The following is a 20,247-nucleotide window of genomic DNA, read 5'->3' as shown; positions in this document are numbered from 1 at the left end:
CGCCCTCACCCCATCCTGTCCACCGCGGCCGGTCCAACCGGCCGCTCGTCGGAATCCAGCTGGTCGTCGGGATCCAGCTGGTCGCGGGAAATCAGCTCGTCGTCGGGAGCCGGCTCGTCGTCGCGAGCCAGCTGGTCGCCGGCGGCCGCCACGACGAGCTGGCCGAGCGCGAGGCCACCGTCGTCGGGCGGCACCCGCCGGGCGCTCACCACGTCGAAACCCGCCGTCAGCAGCGCCCGCCGAGCGCCCGCGAGCAGCAGCGCGTTCAGGAACACGCCGCCGGCCAGCACGACCGTCTCCAGCCCCAGATCGCGCCGTGCCCGCTCGGCCAGCGCCAGAATCAGCGCGACGAGCGCGTCGTGGAACCCCGCGCCGGCGGTGGCGACGTCGACACCCCGGCGCCGGTCGGCTACCAGCGCCCGTACCACCGGCGCCGGGTCGGCGATCAGAGGTCCGCCATCGCTCGCGGGCTCGCACAGCTCGAAGCGATAGCGGGACCCGTCCGGCGGGCCGCCGCGGGACCGGGCCTCGAGCTCGATCGCGGCCTGCGCGTCGAAGTCCACGGTCTGGCGCACGCCGAGCAGCGCGCTGACCGCGTCGAACAGCCTGCCCACGCTTGAGGTGAGGACGGCGCCGAACCCGCCGCGCAGCTGCCGGGCGAGCACGTCGCGCTCGTCGGCCGACGCCGCCGCCACCGGTGGCAGGTCGGGGTCCCAGGCGATCCCGGCGGAGGCGAGATGCGCGAGCGCCATCCGGTAGGGACGCCGGACGGTCGCGTCGCCGCCGGCCAGCGGGACGTAGCCGAGATGGGCGAACCGCCGGAACCCCCGGTAGTCGGCGATCAGCACCTCGCCGCCCCAGATGGCGCCGTCGGTGCCGTATCCCGTTCCGTCGAACGCGAAGCCGATGACGGGGCTGGTTCCGTCGAGGTCATGCTCGGCCATCGCCGCCGCGATGTGCGCGTGGTGGTGCTGCACGAACCGGACGGGCAGGGCTGGCCGGCCGGGCGGGCCCTGCGGGCCTGGCGCGTCGGGCGCGGGGCGGTGGGCCGGTTGGCCGGGCAGGCCGGGCAGGCCGGGTAGGCCGGGCAGGCCGCGGGATCTTTCCGTTGCCCAGGCGCGTGAGCGGTATCGGGGATGCGCGTCGGCGGCCAGCCGCTCCGGCCGCACCCCGGTGAGGTGCTCCAGGTGCGTCACCGCCCGGCCGAAGGCGGTCAGGGTCGCGAGGTCGTCCATGTCGCCGATGTGGCCGGACAGYCAGGCCGAGCGGCCGGAGCCAAGACAGCAGGCGTTCTTCATATCGCCCCCGACGGCCAACGTCGGGGCCACGGCGAAGGGCAGGCGGATCGGCAGTGGCGCGTATCCTCTGGACCGGCGGATCATCACCTCGACGCCGTCCACGACCCGCACCACCGAGTCGTCGCACGGGATGTGGATGGGACGGTCGTGGCACAGCCAGCCGTCCACCAGGTGGGCCAGCCGCCGCGCCGCGTCGTCGTCATCGGCGGCGATCGGCTCCCCGGCGAGGTTGCCCGAGGTCATCACCAGTACGGCGATGCCAGGGAGGTCGGCATCAGTGCCGGCATCCGTACCGGCGTCGGCGTCGGCGTCGGCTTCGGCGTCGGTCGGYGTGGGGTGGCCGAACAGGAGGTGGTGCACGGGGGTGTAGGGCAGCATGAGCCCGAGGTCGAGGTTGCCCGGGGCCACCTCGTCCGCTGGCCGGGGCCGCGGGTCGGCCCGACGCCGGGCCAGCACGATCGGCCGGGCTGGGCTGGTCAGCAGGCGGGTCTCGGCGTCGTCGAGCTCGACCAGCGCCCGCGCGGTCGCGAGGTCGGCGGCCATCACGGCGAAGGGCTTGCCGCCGCGCCGCTTGCGGCGGCGCAGCGTCGCGACCGCGGCCTCGTCGGTGGCGAGGCAGGCAAGGTGGTACCCGCCGACGCCCTTCACCGCGAGCACGCCCCCGGCGAGGAGCAGCCGCCGGGCCTCGGCGAGCGCGTCCTCGTCACCGCGCACGCGGCGCCCGTCCGGCGCGCGGAACTCCAGCCGCGGCCCGCAGGCGGGGCAGGCGATCGGCTGCGCGTGGAAGCGCCGGTCCGTCGGGTCGGCGTACTCGCGGGCGCAGTCGGCGCACATGGGGAATCCGGCCATCGTCGTCACCGGCCGGTCGTAGGGCAGATCGGTGATGATGGTGAATCGCGGGCCGCAGTGGGTGCAGGTGATGAACGGGTGCCGGTAGCGGCGGTCGGCGGGGTCGGCGAGCTCGCGCAGGCACGCGTCGCAGGTCGCCGTGTCGGCGGGCGCCTGGGCACGGCCGGCGGCGGAGCGCTGGGACGACTCGGATGGTTCGGAAGGCTTGGCGGGCTCGGACGGGGCGATGGTGAAGCCCAGCTCGCCGCGCGGCGCGAGCGCGGCGACCGTGATCCGTTCGATCTCGGCGAGTGGCGGCGGGTCGTCCCGCAGGCGGCGCTCGAACTCCTTGACCGCCACGAAGGAGCCCTCGACCTCGACCTCCACGCCCGCGACGTCGTTGCGCACAGAGCCGGCCAGCCCGAGGCCGGTCGCCGTCGCATGGACGAACGGGCGAAAGCCGACGCCCTGCACGACGCCGCACACGGTGAACCGGCGGCGCACCAGCGCGTCGGCCGGCACGGCGGCGGCCGGTACGGCGTCGGCCGGTACGGCGGCGGCCGGCACGGCGTCGGCCGGTACGGCGGCGGCCGGCACGGCGTCGGCCGGTACGGCGTCGGGTCTGGGCACCGGGCCGGCCGACCGCCGGTCCAACGCGGGCGGGTCGGCGGGTGACGACGTCACATCTGCCGGACCTTCAGGTACCGGCGCAGGGCCGGGAGTTCATCCCAGGCAATTCTGCCGGTGACCCCGGTCGCCGCCGCCAACGCGATCATCTTTAGAGATTTCCGCACGGCATGCTCCTTCCGACTGCTTCGATGCCTGTCCGTCCTCACAGGTATGGGGCCGCCAGGCGGCCCGGCCCGCGCCGGCTGGTCAGGGGGGCGGAATGTTGGGCATCGACGGCAGCACCGGGTTGTGCCGCTCCGGCACGATGCCGGTCGAGCGGCGCGCGTCGGCCTTCCCGTCGGGATGGTGTCCGGCCTCGCGCTCGTAGGCGCCCTTGGCGTTCCCCTGGGGGACGCCGGGCGTGTGCGCCGAGGCGTCGATGGCGACGTCGGGCCTGCCGACTCGGATGCTGGACATGACCACTCCTTTCAGGTGCCCGTCTCAGGTGCCCGTCCCGGCGGATGCGTTCGCCGTGTCCGCCTGGGCGGAGGCGACGGAGGTGACAGGGGTGTGGACGGAGGCGTCGGGCGGGGGCGGATGTGTCGCCCGCGGCGCGGGCCCGGAATCCTGGTTGGCGTGCGCGGCGCTGGCGGTGACGGCGCCGTTGGTGACCGCGCGGTTGGTGACCGTGCGGTTGGCCAGCGCGGCGAAAAACTCGTTAATCGCGGGCCATACCGTGCTGCCTCCGGAAAATCCCTTCCATTCCTCGCGCACGATGGCGACGAGGCGGTAGCAGAGGTCGATCGGGACTATCMAGTGCTCGTTCGCGCCCCTGGCGGTGTTGACCAGCACTGCCTCTACCTGCGGCCTCAGGGTGCCTAGCGCGTCGCACCGCTCCTGTGCCTGGGCCCAGACGGCCTGATCGATCTCTCCCTGGGTGACACCGATCGGGCTGGGATAGTGCGCGATGATCCGCCCGTCGGCCTGGGTGACGAAGAACGCCAACCCGACCGGTATCCCCAGCGCGCCCGAGACGAAGCCGGGCAGGGCCAGCCGCCGGCGCGGGACGAGGACGTAGTGGCCGCGGCCCGCCGCGTCGCGTTCGAACAGCAGCGCGCACGCCTGGCACACGCACAGCAGGCCGGCCTCCCGCTCGTCGAGCAGGTGCCGGTGGGACTCCGGCACCGGCGCCGCGCACAGTCCGCAACGCTCCGCCGCCGCCCCGCGCGCGCCGGCCCGCCCGGCCCGCCGAACCGTCCGGCGCAGTGCCTCGCCGGTGGCCCGCGTTCCAGGGCCGAACACGCCCGGGCCGGCGTCGGCGATCACCGGGCCGACCCCAGCGTGGCCGGCCCGCGCAGCAGCGAGTCGACGGGGACGAGTGTCTGCTTCGCCGCGACGTCGACGCGCACCTCGGACAGTTCCGGCGCCACGGCCTGGAGCGCGTCGCGGACGGCGGCGGCGACCGCGTCCTTGGTCGCCGCCGCGCCGCATCCGCCCTCGCCGCGCATCGCCACCGTCGCCACGCCGCCGTCGATGCCCAGCAGCTCGACCTCGGCGCCGACCGTGGCGAGCTCCGGGCCCAGCGCCTCCAGCGCGCGCCTGGCCCGGCGTTCGACGGGGTCGGGATGGACGCCGTGCAGGACGAGCAGGTGGGCGAGCAGCTCGTCGGCCGTCAGCGCGTCGCGCACGTCGGGAGCCCGCGCGGCATGGGCGGCCGCCCTGGCCAGCGCCTCGCCGTACACCTCGAGGAGCGTGGCCACCGCGTCCAGCGCGGCCTGGGCCGCCGGCCCCGGCGTCCGCTCGACCTGCTCCAGCAGCCCGTCGAGCAGGGTCAGCCGCTCGCGCACGGCCGCGTCGTCGAGCCGCGAACCGGGCTCCCTGGCGTTCGCCGGTTCGCGCGGGACGTCATCCATGCTGGGCGCCCAGCATCGGTGAGTGCTGGTGGGTGACGGTGCGGCCGTTGCCGACGTACATATGTACGCCGCAGGGCAGGCACGGGTCGAAGCTGCGGACCGCCCGCATGATGTCGACGCCCTTGAAGTCGTCCGGGCCGTTCTCCTCGAAGATCGGCATGTCCTGGACGGCGTCCTCGTACGGCCCCGGGGTGCCGAAGCTGTCGCGAGGGCTGCCGTTCCACGGCGTCGGCGGGTACGGGTGGTAGTTGGCGATCTTCCCGTCCTGGATGACCATGTGGTGGGACAGGACCCCGCGGACGGCCTCGTGGAAGCCGCAGCCGATCGCCTCGTCGGGTACCTCGAAGTCGGTGAAGGTGCGGGTGTCGCCGGAACGAAGGCGTTCCATCGCCCGCTCCAGGAAGTAGAGCGACATCGCCGCCGAGTACGCGACGAAGTAGACCCGCGCCCGGTTCCGCTCGATGGCGTTCGACCACGGCGGGATCTTCCATTCCAGCGTCGTCGCCGGCAGCCGCTCGCTCTTCGGGAGCGAGATCCGGACGCTGCGCCCGGTCGAGGTGACGTACGGCGTGTCCACCAGACCCGCGAGGGCAGTCGTGTAGAGCCGGGCGTACGGGCCGCCGCCGGTGTCGAGCGCGAGATGGTCGCCGGACCGCTTGTCGAACCAGCGCGGGCTCATCACCCAGCTGTACTTGCCGTCGAAGTCCCGCTTCTGCGGCTCGGGCAGCGTGGTCTGGTTCCAGGGGTGGCGCATGTCCACCGGATTGCCGAGCGGGTCACGGGTGACGAACGGCTCCTCRTTCACCCAGTCGCCGTAGAAGGAGCTRCCGAGCAGGATCCGGATACCCAGGTTGATGTCGACGAGATTCGTCGTGATCAGCTCGCCGTCGACCACGATGCCGGGGGTGACGTACATCGCCTTGCCCCACTCGTTCATGGTCTCGTAGCGGTAGTCGCAGACAGCCGGGTCCTGCCAGGCACCCCAGCAGCCGAGCAGGATCCGTCGCCGGCCGACCTCCTCGTAGCCGGGCAGTGCCTCGTAGAAGAAGTCGAAGACGTCGTCGTTCATCGCCACGGACCTCTTGACGAAGTCCAGGATCGACACCAGCCGGCTCATGTAGTCGGTGAACAGCGCCGGCTCGGGCATGGTCCCCACGCCGCCCGGATAGATCGTCGACGGGTGCACGTGCCTGCCCTCCATCAGGCAGAACATCTCGCGGGTGACGCGGGAGACCTGGAGCGCCTCCTTGTAGAGCTCGCCCTCGAACGGGTTGAACRAGCGCATGATGTCGGCGATCGTGCGGTAGCCGTGGATCGCGGCGCCCGGGGCCTGCGTGTTCTCCGCGCGGGCGAGCACGCTCGGGTTGGTCTGGGCGACCATCGCCGCGGAGTAGTCCACGAACACCAGGTTGTCCTGGAAGATCGTGTGGTCGAACATGTACTCGGCTGCTTCGCCCAGGTTGATGATCCACTCCGCCATCGGGGGCGGCTTCAGGCCATAGGCCATGTTCTGCGCGTACACCGAACATGTGGTGTGGTTGTCGCCGCAGATTCCGCAGATGCGGCTGGTGATGAAGCCGGCGTCCCGCGGGTCCTTGCCCTTCATGAACATGGAATAGCCGCGGAAAAGCGAGGACGTGCTGTGGCACTCGGCCACCCGCCGGTTCGCGAAGTCAATCTTCGTGTATATGCCCAGGTTCCCGATGATGCGCGTGATGGGGTCCCACGACATCTCCACAAGCTGGGAAGAAGGCTCAGTCGCCGTGCGCTGCGTCGTTCTCGCCGCCATGTCAGGCCTTCCGGATAGAAGGGTGAGGTGCCTACCCGAGCCAGTGCCGTCCCTGATTTTCCGCCGCGTCAACGAACCTGGGATACCTGTCCGTTCGGACGCCAACGCGGATCGTAACCGCTCGTCAGCTCGGGGCCGTTGTGGCGCCAGCGCGGCTCCTTGTTGACGGTCGTGTTCGTTATGCCGCGCATTCGCCGGATGAAGGCGCCGTACGGCTTGACGAACTTCGTGGAGAGGCTGGCGCCGGGCGGCATGTCCATGAACGGCATGAACTTATCCGGGAATCCCGGCATGGTGCAGCCGATGCAGATGCCACCGACGTTCGGGCAGCCGCCGATCCCGCCCATCCAGCCGCGCTTCGGCACGTTGCAGTTGACCACCGGGCCCCAGCAGCCGATCATCACCTGGCATTTCGGCGAGTTGTAGTCCCCGGCGAAGTCGCCCTGCTCGTAGTAGCCGGCCCGGTCGCAGCCCTCGTGCACCGTCTTTCCGAACAGCCACTGCGGGCGCAGCAGCTCGTCCAGCGGCGGGGGCGGCGCCGTTCCGGCCGCGTGGTACAGCACCCAGGTCAGGGTCTCCATGAAGTTGTCCGGCTGGACCGGGCATCCCGGGATGTTCACGATCGGCAACCCACCCGTGGACCGGAAGTCCCAGCCGAGGTAGTCGGCCAGGCCCATGCAGCCGGTGGGGTTGCCCGCCATCGCGTGGATACCGCCGTAGGTGGCGCAGGTACCGATCGCGACCACCGCCCACGCCTTCGGCGCGAGATTGTCGATCCACCAGTTCACCGTGAGCGGCTCTCCGGTGATCAGGTCGTTCCCGAAGGAGGTCCAGTACCCGTCGCCGTTGATGTTCTCGTTCGGGACGGAGCCCTCGATGACGAGGATGAACGGGGCGAGGTCACCGTGCGCGGCCGCCCGGAAGGGAGCGAGATACTCCTCGCCGCCGAGCGTCGGGGACAGCACCTTGTTGTGGAGATTGACCGTGGGCAGGCCCGGGATGAGGCCGAGCAGCACGTCCTCGATCGCCGGCTGCGTGGCCGCGGTGACCGAGACGGTGTCGCCGTCGCAGCTCATCCCCTCCGAGATCCAGAGGATGGTCATCTCGTCGAACCCACGCGGCGCCGATGTCGCCGCGTCTGGGCTGGGAGTCGGTGTGGTGGTCATCGCACGGTCCTCCGTTCCTTGGCACGCGGTTCCTTGGCGCGCGGTTCCCTGACACGGGCCAGTGCGGCCGCCTCATCCCGGGCCAGCCGGACGACCAGGCGCGCGGCGGCATCCACCGAAGCCGCGACCGGCTCCGACAGGTCCATACCCTCGTCGAGCGCGGCTGGCTGGCAGCCGACGACGAGGACGCGGTCGATGTGCCCCCCGAGGCCGCGCAACAACGCGAGGACGGCGGCGGGGTGCAGCCCATGGGCGTCGAAGCCCGGTGTGGTCCCGCCGGCGCCGCTCCCGCCCGGACCGGCCTCGCCAGTGCCGGTCGTGGCCGTGTCGGCCGTGTCGGCCGTGGGGGCGCCGCGCGTGGTGCCCGCGGTGTCGACCTCCAGGACCTCCACCGTTCCGGGAGCCTTGCCGAGCGGCGCGGCGTCCACCAGCACGACCGTGGCGTACGGACCGTCGAGAAGGTCGTACGCGAGGTGCACGCCACGGATGCCGTAATCGGCGACGTCCACACCGTCGGGGACCAGGTCGGGCGTTATCCGGCGGACGACCTGGACGCCGAACGCGTCGTCGCCGAGAAACACATTGCCTATTCCCGCGACGAGAACCCGGGGCGCGGCGGGCCCGCCGGGGCGAGTGCCTCGGCGCGGATCCAGGCCGGCGCGGCCCGGATCCGGTCCGGCGCCCGTCCGCCCGGCGGGCAACGTGGTCATCGCCCCGGCTCCACGGCTGGTGCCGCCCCGTCGTCGGCGGGGGAGACGACCTCGACCTCGTCCGGAGCGAAGTAGTAGTGACGCCCATACCACCTGTGCAGGTCCGCACCCGGATCGTCGACCAGGATCACGGCGAGGTGCCGTGCGTCGTCGACGTCCAGGAAGACCCCCTCGACGACGGCCTCGCGCCCGTCGAGAAACATGTCCTGCGCGTCGCTGCCTCGATCGCGGGGCCGCAGCCGGACGCGGGCTCCCCTGGTCACCCGCACGCCGTCGACCAGAACGGCCTCGCGGTCGGGTGACACCGCGGCGTCCGCCTCCGGATCCCACCAGCGCGGCGGGGACGGCTCTCGCGCGGACGTCGTCGCCGGCGGCCGGCTCGGTGTCACCTCGCCGGCGTTGGTGACGGGTTTGGTGACATCGTTGGTGACATCGTCAGCGGCGTTGTTGGTGACATCGTTGGTGACGTTGTCCGTGGCGCCGTCGGTGACCACGCCGACGCTGGCGATGGAGCCCGTGGCCGTCGATGCCGGGCGCAGGGACCGGACGGCGCCGTGGAGGCGGGCGAAGACGTCGTCGGGGATGAGGTCGACCCGGTCGATGAGCTTCGCCGCCCGCGGGTCGGTCGCCCGGGCCTCCCGCTTCTCCTCCTCGGTGAGCGTCATCGTCCGCAGCGAGAGGATCTCGTCGATCTCGGTCGCGTCGAACAGGTCACCCGGACTTTCGGGAGCGACGGCGGGGCGGTCGTACAGGATGATCGGGGCGGACAGGACGACGTCGCTGGAGTCGGCCGCGCCCGCCAGCACCGGGAACGTGTGCAGGTTCTCGCACGCCTCGGCGGCCCGCGCCGCCCAGGCCGGGGGATCGAGCACGGAGAGGAACCGTCCGCCGCGCACGCCGAGGAGGGAATGCGTGGCGAGCAGCGCGCGGTGCAGCGCCTCCTGGCGGGAGGCCAGCGTGGCCAGGTCGGTCACGGTGTTCTCGGTGACGAGGCACAGCCGCCACGCGGGGAACGGGGTCGTGGCGGCCCCGGCGGACAGGGACATCACCGCGGACACCGGCTGCTGGGTGCGCACGATTCTCGTGTCGTCACCGAGCGGCTCGACCGACTCGGTGGCGGGGAAGAACACCTGGCGCTGGCACGGTCCGGAGATCAGCTCGGAGAGCTCGACCGCGATGTCGATCTCGCGCTCGACGGCCTCGTCGAAGGTGAGGTACCGATGGTCACCAATGGACGCCGCGTCGACCTCGACGAACTCTGTGTCACCGAACTCCGTGTCACGCAACTCCGTCTTACGAAACTCGGTGTCACGGAACTCTGCCTCACGGAACTCTGCCTCGGAGGACCCCGCCTCGGAGGACCCCGCCTCGGCGGGCCGCGCGCGCTCGTTCCGCCGCTGTACCGAACGGTGTTGTAGATGCAGGAAACGCAGCCGGATGTGGATGACCGCGCTCGGCGGCGCCTCGACCAGACATTCGGTTTGCTGCTGCCACGAGTCGGATGAACCCGCCATGGTGACGGTGGGGAGGCAGTTCGCCTCGACCCACGGCCGGGGCGCGAGGACACCGAACTGCCAGCGCACCCGGTTCTTTCCGGAGGAACGCCGGTAGGGATAGAGCAGGTAGCCCTCGTACAGCACCGCGTCGGCGACCGCCCGCGCCGCCGCGAATCCCGGCGGCGGTGGTCCCAGCTCGGCTGCCCCGGAGGCCTCGGCCGCCTCACCGGAAGCGTCCGGAGCATCCGGCCGCACGGCTCGGCTCGGCGCGACCGGCGCGACCGGCGTGATCGGCGCGACCGGCGTGATCGGCGCGTCCCGCCGAGGCGGCACGGCGACCGGCGAGGCCTCCTCGGTCCCGGTGCCGAGGTCCGCGGTCACGATCGTGCCCCCGTGGTCCCGGCGGCCACCCTCAGCGCGCGGTAGCCCAGAGCGATGCGCATGTCCACTCCGTTCAGGGCGCGGAGGACTCGACCGGCGCGGCCCCTGCCAGGGAGTCCGCCGGGTCGGTCGTCGGGTGGGGGTGGTGATGGGGGTGGTGATGACGCGTCGAGTGGGCCGAAATCTCGGCCTCATGCTGGCCGCGATGGTGACGAAGCCAGCCGTACCAGGCGGACAGGCCCTCGCCCGTCCGGGCGGAGACCGCCATGACCTCGGCCCGCGGACTGGCGAGGCGAATCCACCGCTCGCAGGCCGCCATGTCGAAGTCGACATGTGGGAGGAGGTCACACTTATTGATCAGGACGAGGTCGGCGGACGCGAACATCCGGGGGTACTTGGCCGGCTTGTCCTCGCCCTCGGTCACGGCCGTCACGACGACGCGAGCACCCTCGCCGAGGTCGAAGAGCGCGGGGCAGACCAGGTTGCCGACATTCTCGACGAATACGAGCGTCCCAGGCGCCAGCGGAAGTGTGCGCAGCCCGCGGTCGAACATCTCCGCGTCAAGATGACAGCCGTCGCCTGTGTTCACCTGCACCACCGGCGCACCACTGGCCATGATGCGGTCCGCGTCGAACATGCCTTCCTGGTCGCCTTCGACGACCGCGATCGGCCATTCGGCGTTCAGCTCGCGGATCGTGCGTTCGAGCAGGGTGGTCTTCCCCGCACCCGGCGAGCTCATAACGTTTACGGCGAGGATGCCCTGATGAGCCAGCCAATGACGGTTGGAAGCGGCGATGGCGTCGTTCTTCGCGAGCACGCGCTCCTCGAGGGTCACCACCTGGGCGCCGGCGGCCCCGCGACCCGACGGAACGAGGACCGGCTGGTCCTCGGACGCGGGATGGCCGGCGTGCCGGTCATCCGCCCGCGCCGGATCCCGCTCGTCCCCCTCACGGCGCGCCGGATCCTCGCCACGCCGTGCCGGATCGACGGGCCCGACGATCCTGGGCCGGGCGTCGCCGTCGCACCCACAGGTCACGCACACCGGTTTCCCCACCTCCACCGCGGCGMCATCAGTGATCTCGCGATTCTGCTGCCGGGCATAGATCGCGGGATTCCGCGTCGGCCGCCACCTCGACCGACGCGACGGTCAGCTCGTCGCCACCGATCACCGCCACGTCTGCGCTGCCGCAGCGGCACAGAGGAAGCGGGGTGTCGATGGCGAAGTCGTCCCGCCCGCAGCCTCGACAGCGCGCCCGCCCTGGCGGGGTGTCGATGTGCAGGCGGGCACCCTCGACGACGGTGCCGGCGGCGACCAGATCGAAACAGAAACKAATGGCGTGCGGCGCCACGCCCGATACCTGGCCAATCGTGAGGTTGACGGCCAGAATCCGCCGGTCTGGCATCCGTTCGGAAATCATCTCGACAATGCCCTGTGTCACGGAAAGCTCATGCATGCGCGATTCGCCTGCTCACGGGATGCCCCCCGATGACTTCCGCCGGCACGATCTTCCTGACGGCTACCGGTAATCTTCCGCGACCGTCACCCCGCCCATACAATTTAGCGGCGGCCACGGGATGTGTCGCGTCGAGGGGGTGCGGCGATTCCAGCACCGGCGCGGCCATGGAGGATACCGGCCTCGCGGCCCGCGTCTCGCGGTATTTCCCAAAGGCCCGGAAACATGATGTGAACCCGATTACCGGCGCGTTCTCCAGTCGCGCCGGTGAGCGGGTACGCCGCTTTTCCAGCGGTCTGGAACGGTCGAGTCGAACCGGCGTGACGGTCGCCCGCCGGGGCCGGTCAGGCGTCGTGGGGCGGGGAGCCGCGCAGGGCGCGGGGAAGGTAGTTCGCGCCGGGTCCGCGCTGCGCGGTGATGTCGCCGGGATTGGRCACGGCGCAGCGGTCCAGCGACAGGCAGCCGCAGCCGATGCAGGACTCGAGCCCGTCACGCAGCTTGAGCAGGGCGGCGATCTGCTCGTCAAGGCGGGTGCGCCACGACTCGGACAGCAGCGCCCAGTCCTCGCGGGTCGGGGTGCGGCCGCCCGGCAGCCGTGCCAGGGTCGCCCTGATCTCGTCCAGCGACAGCCCGATGTTCTGCGCGGCGCGGATGAACGCCAGCCTGCGCAGGACGTGGCGCGGGTAGCGGCGCTGGTTACCGGTCGTGCGAGTGGTCTCGAGCAGCCCCTGGGACTCGTAGTAGCGCAGCGCCGAGGCGGGGAGGCCGCTGCGCGCGGACGTCTCCCCGACGGTCAGCAGATCGGTCGCCCGCACAGAACTCTCCCTCGCCGCCCGGCGCCCCTCGCGGCTTACCCCGCCGGCCCAGGCACGCTCCACCCTTGACTTGAAGTTAACTTTAACTATGACGATCGCGGCATGACCAACGATCCTGTCGCACTTATCACCGGGGCGTCGCGGGGGCTGGGCCTCGCCCTGGCCCGTGCCCTCGCCGAACGCGGCTGGCGGGTCGTCGTGGACGGCCGCGACGCCACGCGCCTCGCGGCCGCCGCGGCGTCCGCGAACACCGTGCCGTCGACGCCCTCCGTGCCGGAGAAGCCCTCCGTGCCGGACAAGGCCGCCGCACCAGAAATGGCCTCCGACGACGCGGGGCTTCGCCAGCGTCACGCCGTCCCCGGCCGGGTCATCCCGATCGCCGGCGACGTCACCGACGCGGCGCACCGGCGGGCGCTCGTCGACGCGGCGGCGCGCCTCGGCCGCCTGGATCTCGTCGTCGCCAACGCCAGCGAGCTCGGCCCGAGCCCGCTGCCCACGCTCGCCGGCGCGCCGCTCGACGCGGTCCGCGCCGTGTACGAGACGAATGTGATCGCGCCGTTGGCGCTGGTCCAGCTGGTGCTGCCGCCGCTGCGCGCGAGCGGCGGAACACTGCTCACGATCAGCTCCGACGCCGCGGTCGAGGCCTATCCGCGCTGGGGCGTGTACGGGCCGTCGAAGGCTGCCCTCGACCACCTCGCGGCCATCCTCGCCGTCGAGGAGCCAGCGGTGGGGGTGTACGCGGTCGACCCAGGGGACATGCGGACCGAGATGCACCAGCGGGCGTTCCCCGACGAGGACATCTCCGACCGGCCGCCGCCCGAGGAGGTGGTACCGGCGATCCTGCGGCTGATCGCCACCCGCCCGGCCAGCGGCCGGTACCGCGCGGCCGATCTCGCCGTCGATGCCGCCGTCGGCCGCGGGCCCGATCTCGCGGCCGATCTCGCGGCCGGTCTCGCCGTCGATCGCCCGGCAGATCTCCTGACGGCGCGGGCCGTTCGATGAGCGCCGTCGCGTTCGACCTGCCGACGGGCCTGGAGGCGTCCGCGCCGCCCGAGCGCCGCGACGGCGTGCGTCTCCTCGTCGCGCGCGCGGACGGCGTCCGCCACGCCCGTTTCGACGAGTTCGGCGAACATCTGGCGCCCGGCGACCTGGTTGTCGTGAACACCTCCGCGATGCTCCCGGCCGCCGTGAGCGGCTCCCGTCACGGCGGCCGGTCCGGGGACCGCGCGGTGGTCGTCCACTTCGCGACCGCGCTCGACGACGGCGACTGGGTCGTCGAGGTACGGGAGTCCGACCCGGCGGCGACGGGACCGGTCAACGACCTGCGGCCCGGGGAGCGGATCGCGCTGCCCTCCGGCGTCTGGCTGACGGTGCGCGCCGCGCACCCCGCCGGCCAGGACCGCCTGTGGCGGGCGAGCGTGCCGGTCGACGGCGGCGTCGTGCCGTACCTGCGGCACGTGGGCCGGCCGATCCGCTACGCGTACGTGCCCGACCCCCAGCCGATGGACGCCTATCGCACGGTGTTCGGCCGCGACCCCGGCAGCGCCGAGATGCCGAGCGCCGGGCGCCCGTTCTCGACGGGCCTCGTGACCGACCTGGTCACCCGCGGCATCCTCGTCGCGCCGGTGCTGCTGCACACCGGTGTGTCCTCGCAGGAGCCTGGCGAGCCGCCGCAGCCGGAACGGTTCCGGGTCGACGCGCATACTGCCCGCCTGGTGAACGCGACGCGCCGGTGGGGCGGGCGGGTGGTCGCGGTCGGCACCACCGCCACCCGCGCCCTCGAGTCGGCCGCCGGCCCGGACGGGGCGGTGCGCGCCGCCGCCGGCTGGACCGACCTCGTCCTCGGCCCGGGCCGGCCCGCCCGCACGGTCACCGGGCTGGTCACCGGCTGGCACGCGCCCGGAGCGTCGCACCTGGATCTGCTCGAGGCCGTTGCCGGTCCCGACCTCGTCGCCACCGCGTACCGGGAGGCCCTGCGCGAGCGTTATCTATGGCACGAGTTCGGCGACAGCTGCCTGCTCCTGCCCTGATGGCCGCGGCCGGCGGGCCGGCCGGCCGTCAGGCTGGGGCGCGCTGCAGCTGGACCTGGCGTTCGGTGTCGGTGAAGCCGAGCGCGCGGTAGACGCGGATCGCCTGGTCGTCGGGGTCGGCGACGATGACCAGCGTGCCAGCGCCGAGCTCGCGCTCGCCCCACCGCCCAAGGCCGTGGATGACCGCCGAGGCCAGGCCGCCGCGGCGATGGGCGGGGTGGGTCTCGACGTTCTGGAAGCGGGCCAGCCCGCCGCCGTCGCTGACCAGGCCCGCGCTCGACCGCAGCTGGCCGTCGACGAAGGCACCGAACCAGACGCCGTCGCCCGCCTCGCAGAGCCGGCGTTCGTCGGCGACCGTCCTCGCGATGRACAGTCGTTCCTCGGCCGGCGGTTCCTCGTCGCTGTGACAGACGGCTCGGAGCCGGGTGGCCTGTGCCCAGTCGTCGTCGCCGGCCAGCGGGCGGATGGTGGCATCCGCGACGGGGCGGGTGGGCGGTGTCAGCCGGTCGGCGGTCAGGACCGAGCTCACCTCCACCGTGACTCCGAGCCGGGCGAGTTCGGACTCGTCCCCGGCCTCGCCGTCGATGCCGTCCACGCCCAGGGCGAGATGGGCGGCCCCCGGAAGGGCGCCGGCGAACGCGGCCGCCCACCGGTCCGCGTCGCCGCGGCGCACCGGGCCGTCGACCAGGATGAAGTTCCCCCACCAGAAACCGGGGTTGGTGGGGGTACGGACGGCCAGGTGGGACGCGTGTTCGGTGATGAGGGAGCCCGTCAGCCTCCGCACCATCAGGTCGGTCCGGAACCCCAGCGAGATCACCTGCACCGCACGATCATAGGGCCGCGCGCGGACGGCCCCGCCCACGTGCCGACCTGGCCGACCTGGCCGAGGTGGTCGAGGTGGTCACGCGGAGCTGGTCAGGCCGTGGCCGTCGTGGATGTCCCGGGGGCCGCGGGGGTCGTGGGGGTCGTGGGAGCCGCGGATGTCTCGGGGGCCGGGGTCTGGGCCGGGACGGCGGTGAGGCCGGCGGCCTGCTCCAGGCCGTCGAGCTCGGCGAGCCAGAGGCTGACCAGCCGATCGCCGTCCGGCACGTTGCCGTTGACCGCCACGGACAGCGAGGCGGTGGGGCCGAGGACGCCCAGCATGACGAACAGGCGCTGCCCGGGAAGAAGCACCGGGATCGGCATCCCGCCGGTGACCGGGCAGCCCGCCACTGCCATCGGGCCGGGCAGGACACCGACATTCGACGTGGTTACCGGCACCCTTCGGGAATCCATCCCCATCGTCACCGCCATGGGCCCGAAACGGGCCGGGATCTTCTCGAACCACCAGCGCTCGCCCGCCGCCACGTTCTCGGGGCCGCGGTAGCGTGACGTCTGCCGCCGTATTGCCTCGAAACGACTCCAGGGTGATATCGGACCGCGGGGCAGGGAAACGCGCGCCCCCACGACATAGTTGCCCAGGCCGCCGAACTCCTCTTTCCGGCGGATGCTGACGGGCATCAGCGCCCGTACCTCGCGGCGCCCGCCAACCGGCCGCGACCAGGAATCAAGGGCGCCGGCCAGCGCGACCAGGAAGACGTCGTTGACGGTGGCGTCGTAGGCGCGGGCGAGAGCGCGCAGCCGCTCGGCGTTCGTCGTGGCCCAGTGCAGGTCATGGCGTCTCGACCATGGCCGTGCCAGCGCCTCCAGGCTGCCGGCCGGCGTCGCCCAGCCGAGGAGGCGCCCCAGGGCCACCGCCAGCACGCGACGGGTGACCTGCCCGTCGCGCCCCCGGCGTGGCGGCGCGGCGGCGTGGCCCTCCCCGAAGAGCATGCCCAGTACCTGGTGCAGGGCCGCCCCGTCGAGCCAGATGTGGCTGGCGCGGAACAGGACATGGAACTCGTCCGCGCCGGGGCCGGGCAGCAGGCAGATCTCCCATGGCGGCGCGTCCAGCGGGATCGCCGCCCGGCAGCGCCATTCGACGAAGTTCCGCAGCTCGGCCTCGTCCGCGGCCGCCGACAGGTGATGCACCCGGACATGGGCCGACACGTCGAACTCCGGCTCGGGTGTCCAGGCGGGCCATCCGGACCGGCCCGCGGCCGGTGCCAGCCGATGTGTCAGGGCCGGAAACCTTCGCGCCCGGTCGAGTACAGCGGCTCGCGCGGCGCCGAGATCGCAGGTGCCCGCCACCCGCAGCAGATAGGCGACAGCCACCGGCGCGGCACTATTTTTCCGCTGGTACCCGAGAAGTGCGCTGTCCATCCGGCCCAGCGGATGGGACTCCGTTTCAGAAACCGCCTCAGGACGCATCCAAACTCCCCCCACATCGCAGGGCGTCTTCCCTCGTCGGCGATCCGAAAAACGAGCATGACGACGGAGGAATGACACCTGCCGTACGAACAGACGCGACCACGGGACCGTAGGCCGGCGTGGTCGCCGTTGATTCATCCGTCCGTTCTGCGCAGCGATACCRGAGGTTCCCGGGAAACTATTCCTTGGTTTCCGACCGTGTCTTCCCGCGCCATGGGCGCAATCGGTGCCCCGCGATCCTGGGCGACCTTGGTCGAGAAGATCGCGCAGGAGATCGGCCGTGTGGCGGGTGGAGCTCGCGGGCATCGAATGCGCGGAGTCTCCTRCTCGGCCGCCGGGCGCCCGATGCCTGAGGAGGGGGGGCGGGCGCGTCGGCCTGACCCGGCTACGGGCGGCGCGCGGGGGCTGGCCAGGCGCGCGGGTGTGGTCTGCGCGGGAGGCCACCGGGTCCGTCTTGCGCTGACTCGACTGTTACGTAACTGTATGGTTGGAATAGGCGGAGGCGGCACGGAGGGTCCGACTGGATGGGCAGACAGACAGGTCGTGGCAGGTTCACCGTGGCAGCCGTCGATGGAACCGGTGTGCCCGATCCAGGGTCCGCCGCGGGCCCGAGCCTTGGGGCGCTGATCCGCGAGGACTGGATCAATCATGGCCGTTCCTTCGTCCATCCCGGCCTRCACGCGCTGGTCGCGTACCGGGTGGGCCACTGGCGGCTCACTGCGCCCGCGTGGCTTCGCTCGCCGGTCGGCATCCTCTACAAACTCGTCAACGAAATTGTGATCCGCGGCCTGTACGGGGTGGAGATCGCCGACGAGGCGGTCATCGGCCGGCGGGTCCGGATCGGGCATCACCAGGCGGTGCAGATTCCCGCGTTCTGCGTGCTGGGCGACGACTGCCTCATCCGGCACAACGTCACGATCGGGTTCGCCTCCGGCACGGCGTCCCGGGACGCCGTGCCGGCGATCGGCGCCAGGGTGGAGATCGGCCCCGGTTCGCACCTGCTCGGCCCCATCGAGATCGGGGACGACGTCAGGATCGGCCCGAACTCGATCGTGACCGTTGACGTCCCGGCCGGCGCGACCGTGTTCGCGGCGCCCGCCCGCGTGATGAAGCGGGCCACATGACCACCAGGCAGGACGACGGCCGGGATGCCGGGGCTGGCGCGATGCGGACCGGACTCGACCGGGCGCGAGCCGCCGAACGGTCGGGCGACGACGCCGGCGCGGTGCGGTGGGCGCTGGCCGCGACCGACGCGGGCGACGACCTGGCCGCCTGGTCGGCCGCCGCCGGCGTCATCGCGCGCTGCCTGCCGAGGACGGCGTCGCTGTCCCGCGGGGCGCGGGTGGCCGTGCTCGGCAGCTACACGACGTCGCAGCTCTCGGCGCTACTGCCGGTCGCGGCGGCCCGGGCGGGGGTGGCGGTCGAGGTCTACGAGTGCGGCTACGGGCAGTACCGCCAGGAGATCCTCGACCCGTCGAGCGGGCTGTACCGGTTCGGCCCGGACGTCGTCGTCCTCGCCGTGCACGCCGGCGAGGCCCAGCTGCCGGCGATGAGCCAGGACCCGGACGCGGACGTGGCGGCCGAGGCCGCCCGCTGGACGTCGCTGTGGGACCTGCTCGTCGAGCGGACCGGCGCGAGGGTCGTGCAGCACCTGTTCGCCATCCCGCCGGACGTCGCGCTGGGGCACCTGGCCGCGCGCACTCCGGGCTGCCGGGCCACGATGCTCGCCGCGGTGAACGCCGCGCTCGGGCGGGCGGCCGGCAGCCGGGTGGCGCTGGTCGACTGCGACCGGCTCGCCGCCGAGGTCGGCAAGCGGCGGTGGTTCGACGCCCGCTACTGGCACCGAGCCAAGCAGGCGGTGTCGCTCGGTTGCGTGCCGCTGCTCGCCCGGCACACCGGCGCCGTGCTCGGCGCCCAGCTCGGCGCCAGCCGCAAGTGCCTGGTGCTCGACCTGGACAACACGCTGTGGGGTGGCGTCCTGGGCGAGGAGGGCCTTGGCGGCATCGCCCTGGGCGACGGTCCCGCTGGCGAGGCGTTCGCCGCGTTCCAGGACCACATCCTGGAGCTGAAGGCGAAGGGCGTCATTCTCGCGGTCTGCTCGAAGAACAACGACGCCGACGCGCGCGAGGTGTTCGAACGTCATCCGGCGATGCGGCTGCGGCTCGACGACATCGCGATGTTCTCCGCGTCCTGGGCGGACAAGCCGGCGCAGATCCGCCAGATCGCGAGCACGCTCGGGATCGGCCTGGAATCGCTGGTCTTCGTCGACGACAACCCCGCCGAAAGGGAGGTCGTGCGTCAGCTGGTCGGTGAGGTCGACGTGATCGACCTGCCACCCGACCCGCACGGCTACGTGCGGGCGCTGGCGTCCTACCCGTTCTTCGAGACCCCGGCCCTCACCGCGGAGGACGCGGGCCGCGCCGCCCAGTACCGCGCCCGCGCCCAGGCGGCCCAGCTCGCCGCCGGCGCCACCTCGCTGGAGGACTTCCACCGAAGCCTCGCCATGGTCGCCACCGTCGTCCCCCTCGACGAGGTCACCCTGCCGCGGGTAGCGCAGCTGGTCGCCAAGACCAACCAGTTCAACCTCACCGGCCGGCGCCGAAGCCAGGCCGAGCTCGCCGAGCTCGCCGCCGACCCGCGCACGGCGGTGCTCTGCGTCCGGCTCACCGACCAGTTCGCCGACCACGGTCTGGTCACCGTCGCGATCGCCAGCCAGGAGCACGACGTGCTCGACATCGATACCTGGTTGATGAGCTGCCGAGTGATCGGCCGGACGCTGGAGGACGAGACAGCCGGGCTTCTCGTTGCCGAGGCGCGCCTTCGTGGATGCCGCTATGTGCGTGGGCATTACCTACCGACGGCCAAGAACGGGCTGGTCGCCGATCTGTTCACCCGTCTCGGATTCGCCCTCGTCGAGCCGGCCGCCTCTCACGGCGTTCGCCTGGACGGCGCCTGTTCGGACGGCGCCTGTTCGGACGGCGCTCATGCGGACGGCGCTGGTGCGAACGGGCTTCGCTCGGACAGGCCTTGTTCCGAGAGGCCTCGTTCCGATGGCGGGATGCCCGAACACCGGTCCGGCGCGACTTCGTGGCTGCTTGCCGTTGACGACGCCGTCAGCCCGCCCGGCCTCATCCAGATCACCCGAACCGACCGGGAACTAGAAGGGACCGCGAGCTGACTATGGACGATCGACTGCAGCAGGTCTTCCGGGAGATCTTCGCCGACGACGCCCTCGTCGTCACCGACGACACGACCGCCGACGACATCCCTGCCTGGGACTCGCTGGCGCACATCAATCTCATGTTCGCCGTCGAGAACGAGTTCGAGATCGACATCCCCGACGACCAGCTCGGCTCGTTCGGCACCGTCGGCGAGCTACGCCAGTTCCTCGAGGCGAGAGCCGGCGCTCGCTGAGCCGCACGACAACCGCCGAGCACCGCCGACAACCGCCAACCGCGGCTGCCAGGAT

At 72.2% G+C, this 20,247-nt stretch carries 19 protein-coding genes; 5 read left to right on the top strand and 14 right to left on the bottom strand.

Annotated elements, in window-relative coordinates:
* Nucleotides 1-5: 5 nt before the first annotated feature.
* From BL253_RS21560 to soxR, 12 genes are all read right to left on the bottom strand, one after another.
* A complete protein-coding gene (locus BL253_RS21560) occupies nt 6-2,693 on the bottom strand; it encodes a carbamoyltransferase HypF (RefSeq protein WP_076818984.1) in 2,688 nt (895 codons plus the stop codon).
* 113 nt (nt 2,694-2,806) lie between these two features.
* Nucleotides 2,807-2,920: a DUF6893 family small protein gene (locus BL253_RS45440; RefSeq protein ID WP_420801701.1), complete on the bottom strand. Its 114-nt coding sequence runs from the start codon at nt 2,918-2,920 to the stop codon at nt 2,807-2,809.
* Between the two features lie 82 nt (nt 2,921-3,002).
* Nucleotides 3,003-3,212, bottom strand: coding sequence for a hypothetical protein (locus tag BL253_RS21555; protein WP_076818940.1), 210 nt, complete (start codon nt 3,210-3,212; stop codon nt 3,003-3,005).
* A gap of 24 nt (nt 3,213-3,236) precedes the next feature.
* Entirely contained in the window at nt 3,237-4,061 is an 825-nt protein-coding gene (locus BL253_RS21550) for a DUF5947 family protein (protein WP_076818939.1), read from the bottom strand.
* On the bottom strand, nt 4,058-4,648 hold the full coding sequence (locus BL253_RS21545; protein WP_076818938.1) for a NifU family protein: 591 nt from the start codon (nt 4,646-4,648) through the stop codon (nt 4,058-4,060). The genes BL253_RS21550 and BL253_RS21545 overlap by 4 nt, the downstream gene beginning before the upstream one ends.
* Nucleotides 4,641-6,437 (bottom strand): nickel-dependent hydrogenase large subunit, encoded by a 1,797-nt coding sequence (locus BL253_RS21540; RefSeq protein WP_076818937.1) that lies wholly within the window; start codon nt 6,435-6,437, stop codon nt 4,641-4,643. Before BL253_RS21540 ends, BL253_RS21545 begins: the two co-directional genes overlap by 8 nt.
* A 68-nt stretch (nt 6,438-6,505) precedes the next feature.
* Nucleotides 6,506-7,603 (bottom strand): NADH-quinone oxidoreductase subunit B family protein, encoded by a 1,098-nt coding sequence (locus tag BL253_RS21535; protein ID WP_076818936.1) that lies wholly within the window; start codon nt 7,601-7,603, stop codon nt 6,506-6,508.
* Nucleotides 7,600-8,313, bottom strand: coding sequence for a hydrogenase maturation protease (locus tag BL253_RS21530; protein WP_081438538.1), 714 nt, complete (start codon nt 8,311-8,313; stop codon nt 7,600-7,602). Before BL253_RS21530 ends, BL253_RS21535 begins: the two co-directional genes overlap by 4 nt.
* The gene (locus tag BL253_RS21525) at nt 8,310-10,190 is read right to left on the bottom strand and encodes a hypothetical protein (RefSeq protein ID WP_241834986.1); all 1,881 of its coding nucleotides are present in this window, start codon (nt 10,188-10,190) and stop codon (nt 8,310-8,312) included. Before BL253_RS21525 ends, BL253_RS21530 begins: the two co-directional genes overlap by 4 nt.
* Nucleotides 10,191-10,263: 73 nt before the next feature.
* A complete protein-coding gene (hypB, locus tag BL253_RS21520) occupies nt 10,264-11,232 on the bottom strand; it encodes a hydrogenase nickel incorporation protein HypB (protein WP_076818981.1) in 969 nt (322 codons plus the stop codon).
* Between the two features lie 28 nt (nt 11,233-11,260).
* Nucleotides 11,261-11,644, bottom strand: a complete 384-nt coding sequence (locus BL253_RS21515; protein ID WP_076818935.1) for a hydrogenase maturation nickel metallochaperone HypA/HybF — start codon at nt 11,642-11,644, stop codon at nt 11,261-11,263.
* A gap of 344 nt (nt 11,645-11,988) precedes the next feature.
* Nucleotides 11,989-12,459: a redox-sensitive transcriptional activator SoxR gene (gene soxR / locus BL253_RS21510; protein WP_076818934.1), complete on the bottom strand. Its 471-nt coding sequence runs from the start codon at nt 12,457-12,459 to the stop codon at nt 11,989-11,991.
* Between the two features lie 102 nt (nt 12,460-12,561).
* On the opposite strand from soxR, the gene BL253_RS21505 reads away from it, so the two are divergent.
* Nucleotides 12,562-13,461 carry an SDR family NAD(P)-dependent oxidoreductase gene (locus tag BL253_RS21505; RefSeq protein WP_076818933.1) on the top strand — a complete coding sequence of 300 codons (900 nt, stop codon included), beginning with the start codon at nt 12,562-12,564 and terminating at the stop codon, nt 13,459-13,461.
* A complete protein-coding gene (locus BL253_RS21500) occupies nt 13,458-14,489 on the top strand; it encodes an S-adenosylmethionine:tRNA ribosyltransferase-isomerase (protein ID WP_076818932.1) in 1,032 nt (343 codons plus the stop codon). Before BL253_RS21505 ends, BL253_RS21500 begins: the two co-directional genes overlap by 4 nt.
* A 28-nt stretch (nt 14,490-14,517) precedes the next feature.
* On the opposite strand, the gene BL253_RS21495 is transcribed toward BL253_RS21500, so the two are convergent.
* Together BL253_RS21495 and BL253_RS21490 are read right to left on the bottom strand one after the other, a co-directional pair.
* Complete coding sequence (locus BL253_RS21495) at nt 14,518-15,312, bottom strand: GNAT family N-acetyltransferase (RefSeq protein WP_076818931.1); 795 nt, start codon at nt 15,310-15,312, stop codon at nt 14,518-14,520.
* Between the two features lie 92 nt (nt 15,313-15,404).
* Nucleotides 15,405-16,730: a wax ester/triacylglycerol synthase domain-containing protein gene (locus BL253_RS21490; RefSeq protein WP_241834985.1), complete on the bottom strand. Its 1,326-nt coding sequence runs from the start codon at nt 16,728-16,730 to the stop codon at nt 15,405-15,407.
* A gap of 629 nt (nt 16,731-17,359) precedes the next feature.
* On the opposite strand from BL253_RS21490, the gene BL253_RS21485 reads away from it, so the two are divergent.
* Genes BL253_RS21485 through BL253_RS21475 form a run of 3 tightly spaced genes read left to right on the top strand, consistent with a single transcriptional unit; the run spans nt 17,360 to nt 20,192 of the window.
* Nucleotides 17,360-17,902, top strand: coding sequence for a serine O-acetyltransferase (locus BL253_RS21485; RefSeq protein WP_076818929.1), 543 nt, complete (start codon nt 17,360-17,362; stop codon nt 17,900-17,902).
* Entirely contained in the window at nt 17,899-19,956 is a 2,058-nt protein-coding gene (locus tag BL253_RS21480; RefSeq protein WP_241834984.1) for an HAD-IIIC family phosphatase, read from the top strand. The genes BL253_RS21485 and BL253_RS21480 overlap by 4 nt, the downstream gene beginning before the upstream one ends.
* A gap of 2 nt (nt 19,957-19,958) precedes the next feature.
* Nucleotides 19,959-20,192 carry an acyl carrier protein gene (locus BL253_RS21475; RefSeq protein WP_076818928.1) on the top strand — a complete coding sequence of 78 codons (234 nt, stop codon included), beginning with the start codon at nt 19,959-19,961 and terminating at the stop codon, nt 20,190-20,192.
* Nucleotides 20,193-20,247: the final 55 nt, after the last annotated feature.

Source organism: Pseudofrankia asymbiotica (assembly GCF_001983105.1).
In the GTDB taxonomy this organism is placed as follows: domain Bacteria; phylum Actinomycetota; class Actinomycetes; order Frankiales; family Frankiaceae; genus Pseudofrankia; species Pseudofrankia asymbiotica.
Note: the sequence above shows the minus strand (reverse complement) of the source record. Positions and strands in the feature narration are given on the sequence as shown.

Coding starts and splice junctions, on each gene's coding strand:
- BL253_RS21555 (WP_076818940.1), bottom strand. CDS start 3,212: ATGTCCAGCATCCGAGTCGGCAGGCCCGACGTCGCCATCGACGCCTCG.
- BL253_RS21545 (WP_076818938.1), bottom strand. CDS start 4,648: ATGGATGACGTCCCGCGCGAACCGGCGAACGCCAGGGAGCCCGGTTCG.
- BL253_RS21535 (WP_076818936.1), bottom strand. CDS start 7,603: ATGACCACCACACCGACTCCCAGCCCAGACGCGGCGACATCGGCGCCG.
- BL253_RS21530 (WP_081438538.1), bottom strand. CDS start 8,313: ATGACCACGTTGCCCGCCGGGCGGACGGGCGCCGGACCGGATCCGGGC.
- BL253_RS21505 (WP_076818933.1), top strand. CDS start 12,562: ATGACCAACGATCCTGTCGCACTTATCACCGGGGCGTCGCGGGGGCTG.
- BL253_RS21500 (WP_076818932.1), top strand. CDS start 13,458: ATGAGCGCCGTCGCGTTCGACCTGCCGACGGGCCTGGAGGCGTCCGCG.
- BL253_RS21490 (WP_241834985.1), bottom strand. CDS start 16,730: ATGGACAGCGCACTTCTCGGGTACCAGCGGAAAAATAGTGCCGCGCCG.
- BL253_RS21480 (WP_241834984.1), top strand. CDS start 17,899: ATGACCACCAGGCAGGACGACGGCCGGGATGCCGGGGCTGGCGCGATG.
- BL253_RS21475 (WP_076818928.1), top strand. CDS start 19,959: ATGGACGATCGACTGCAGCAGGTCTTCCGGGAGATCTTCGCCGACGAC.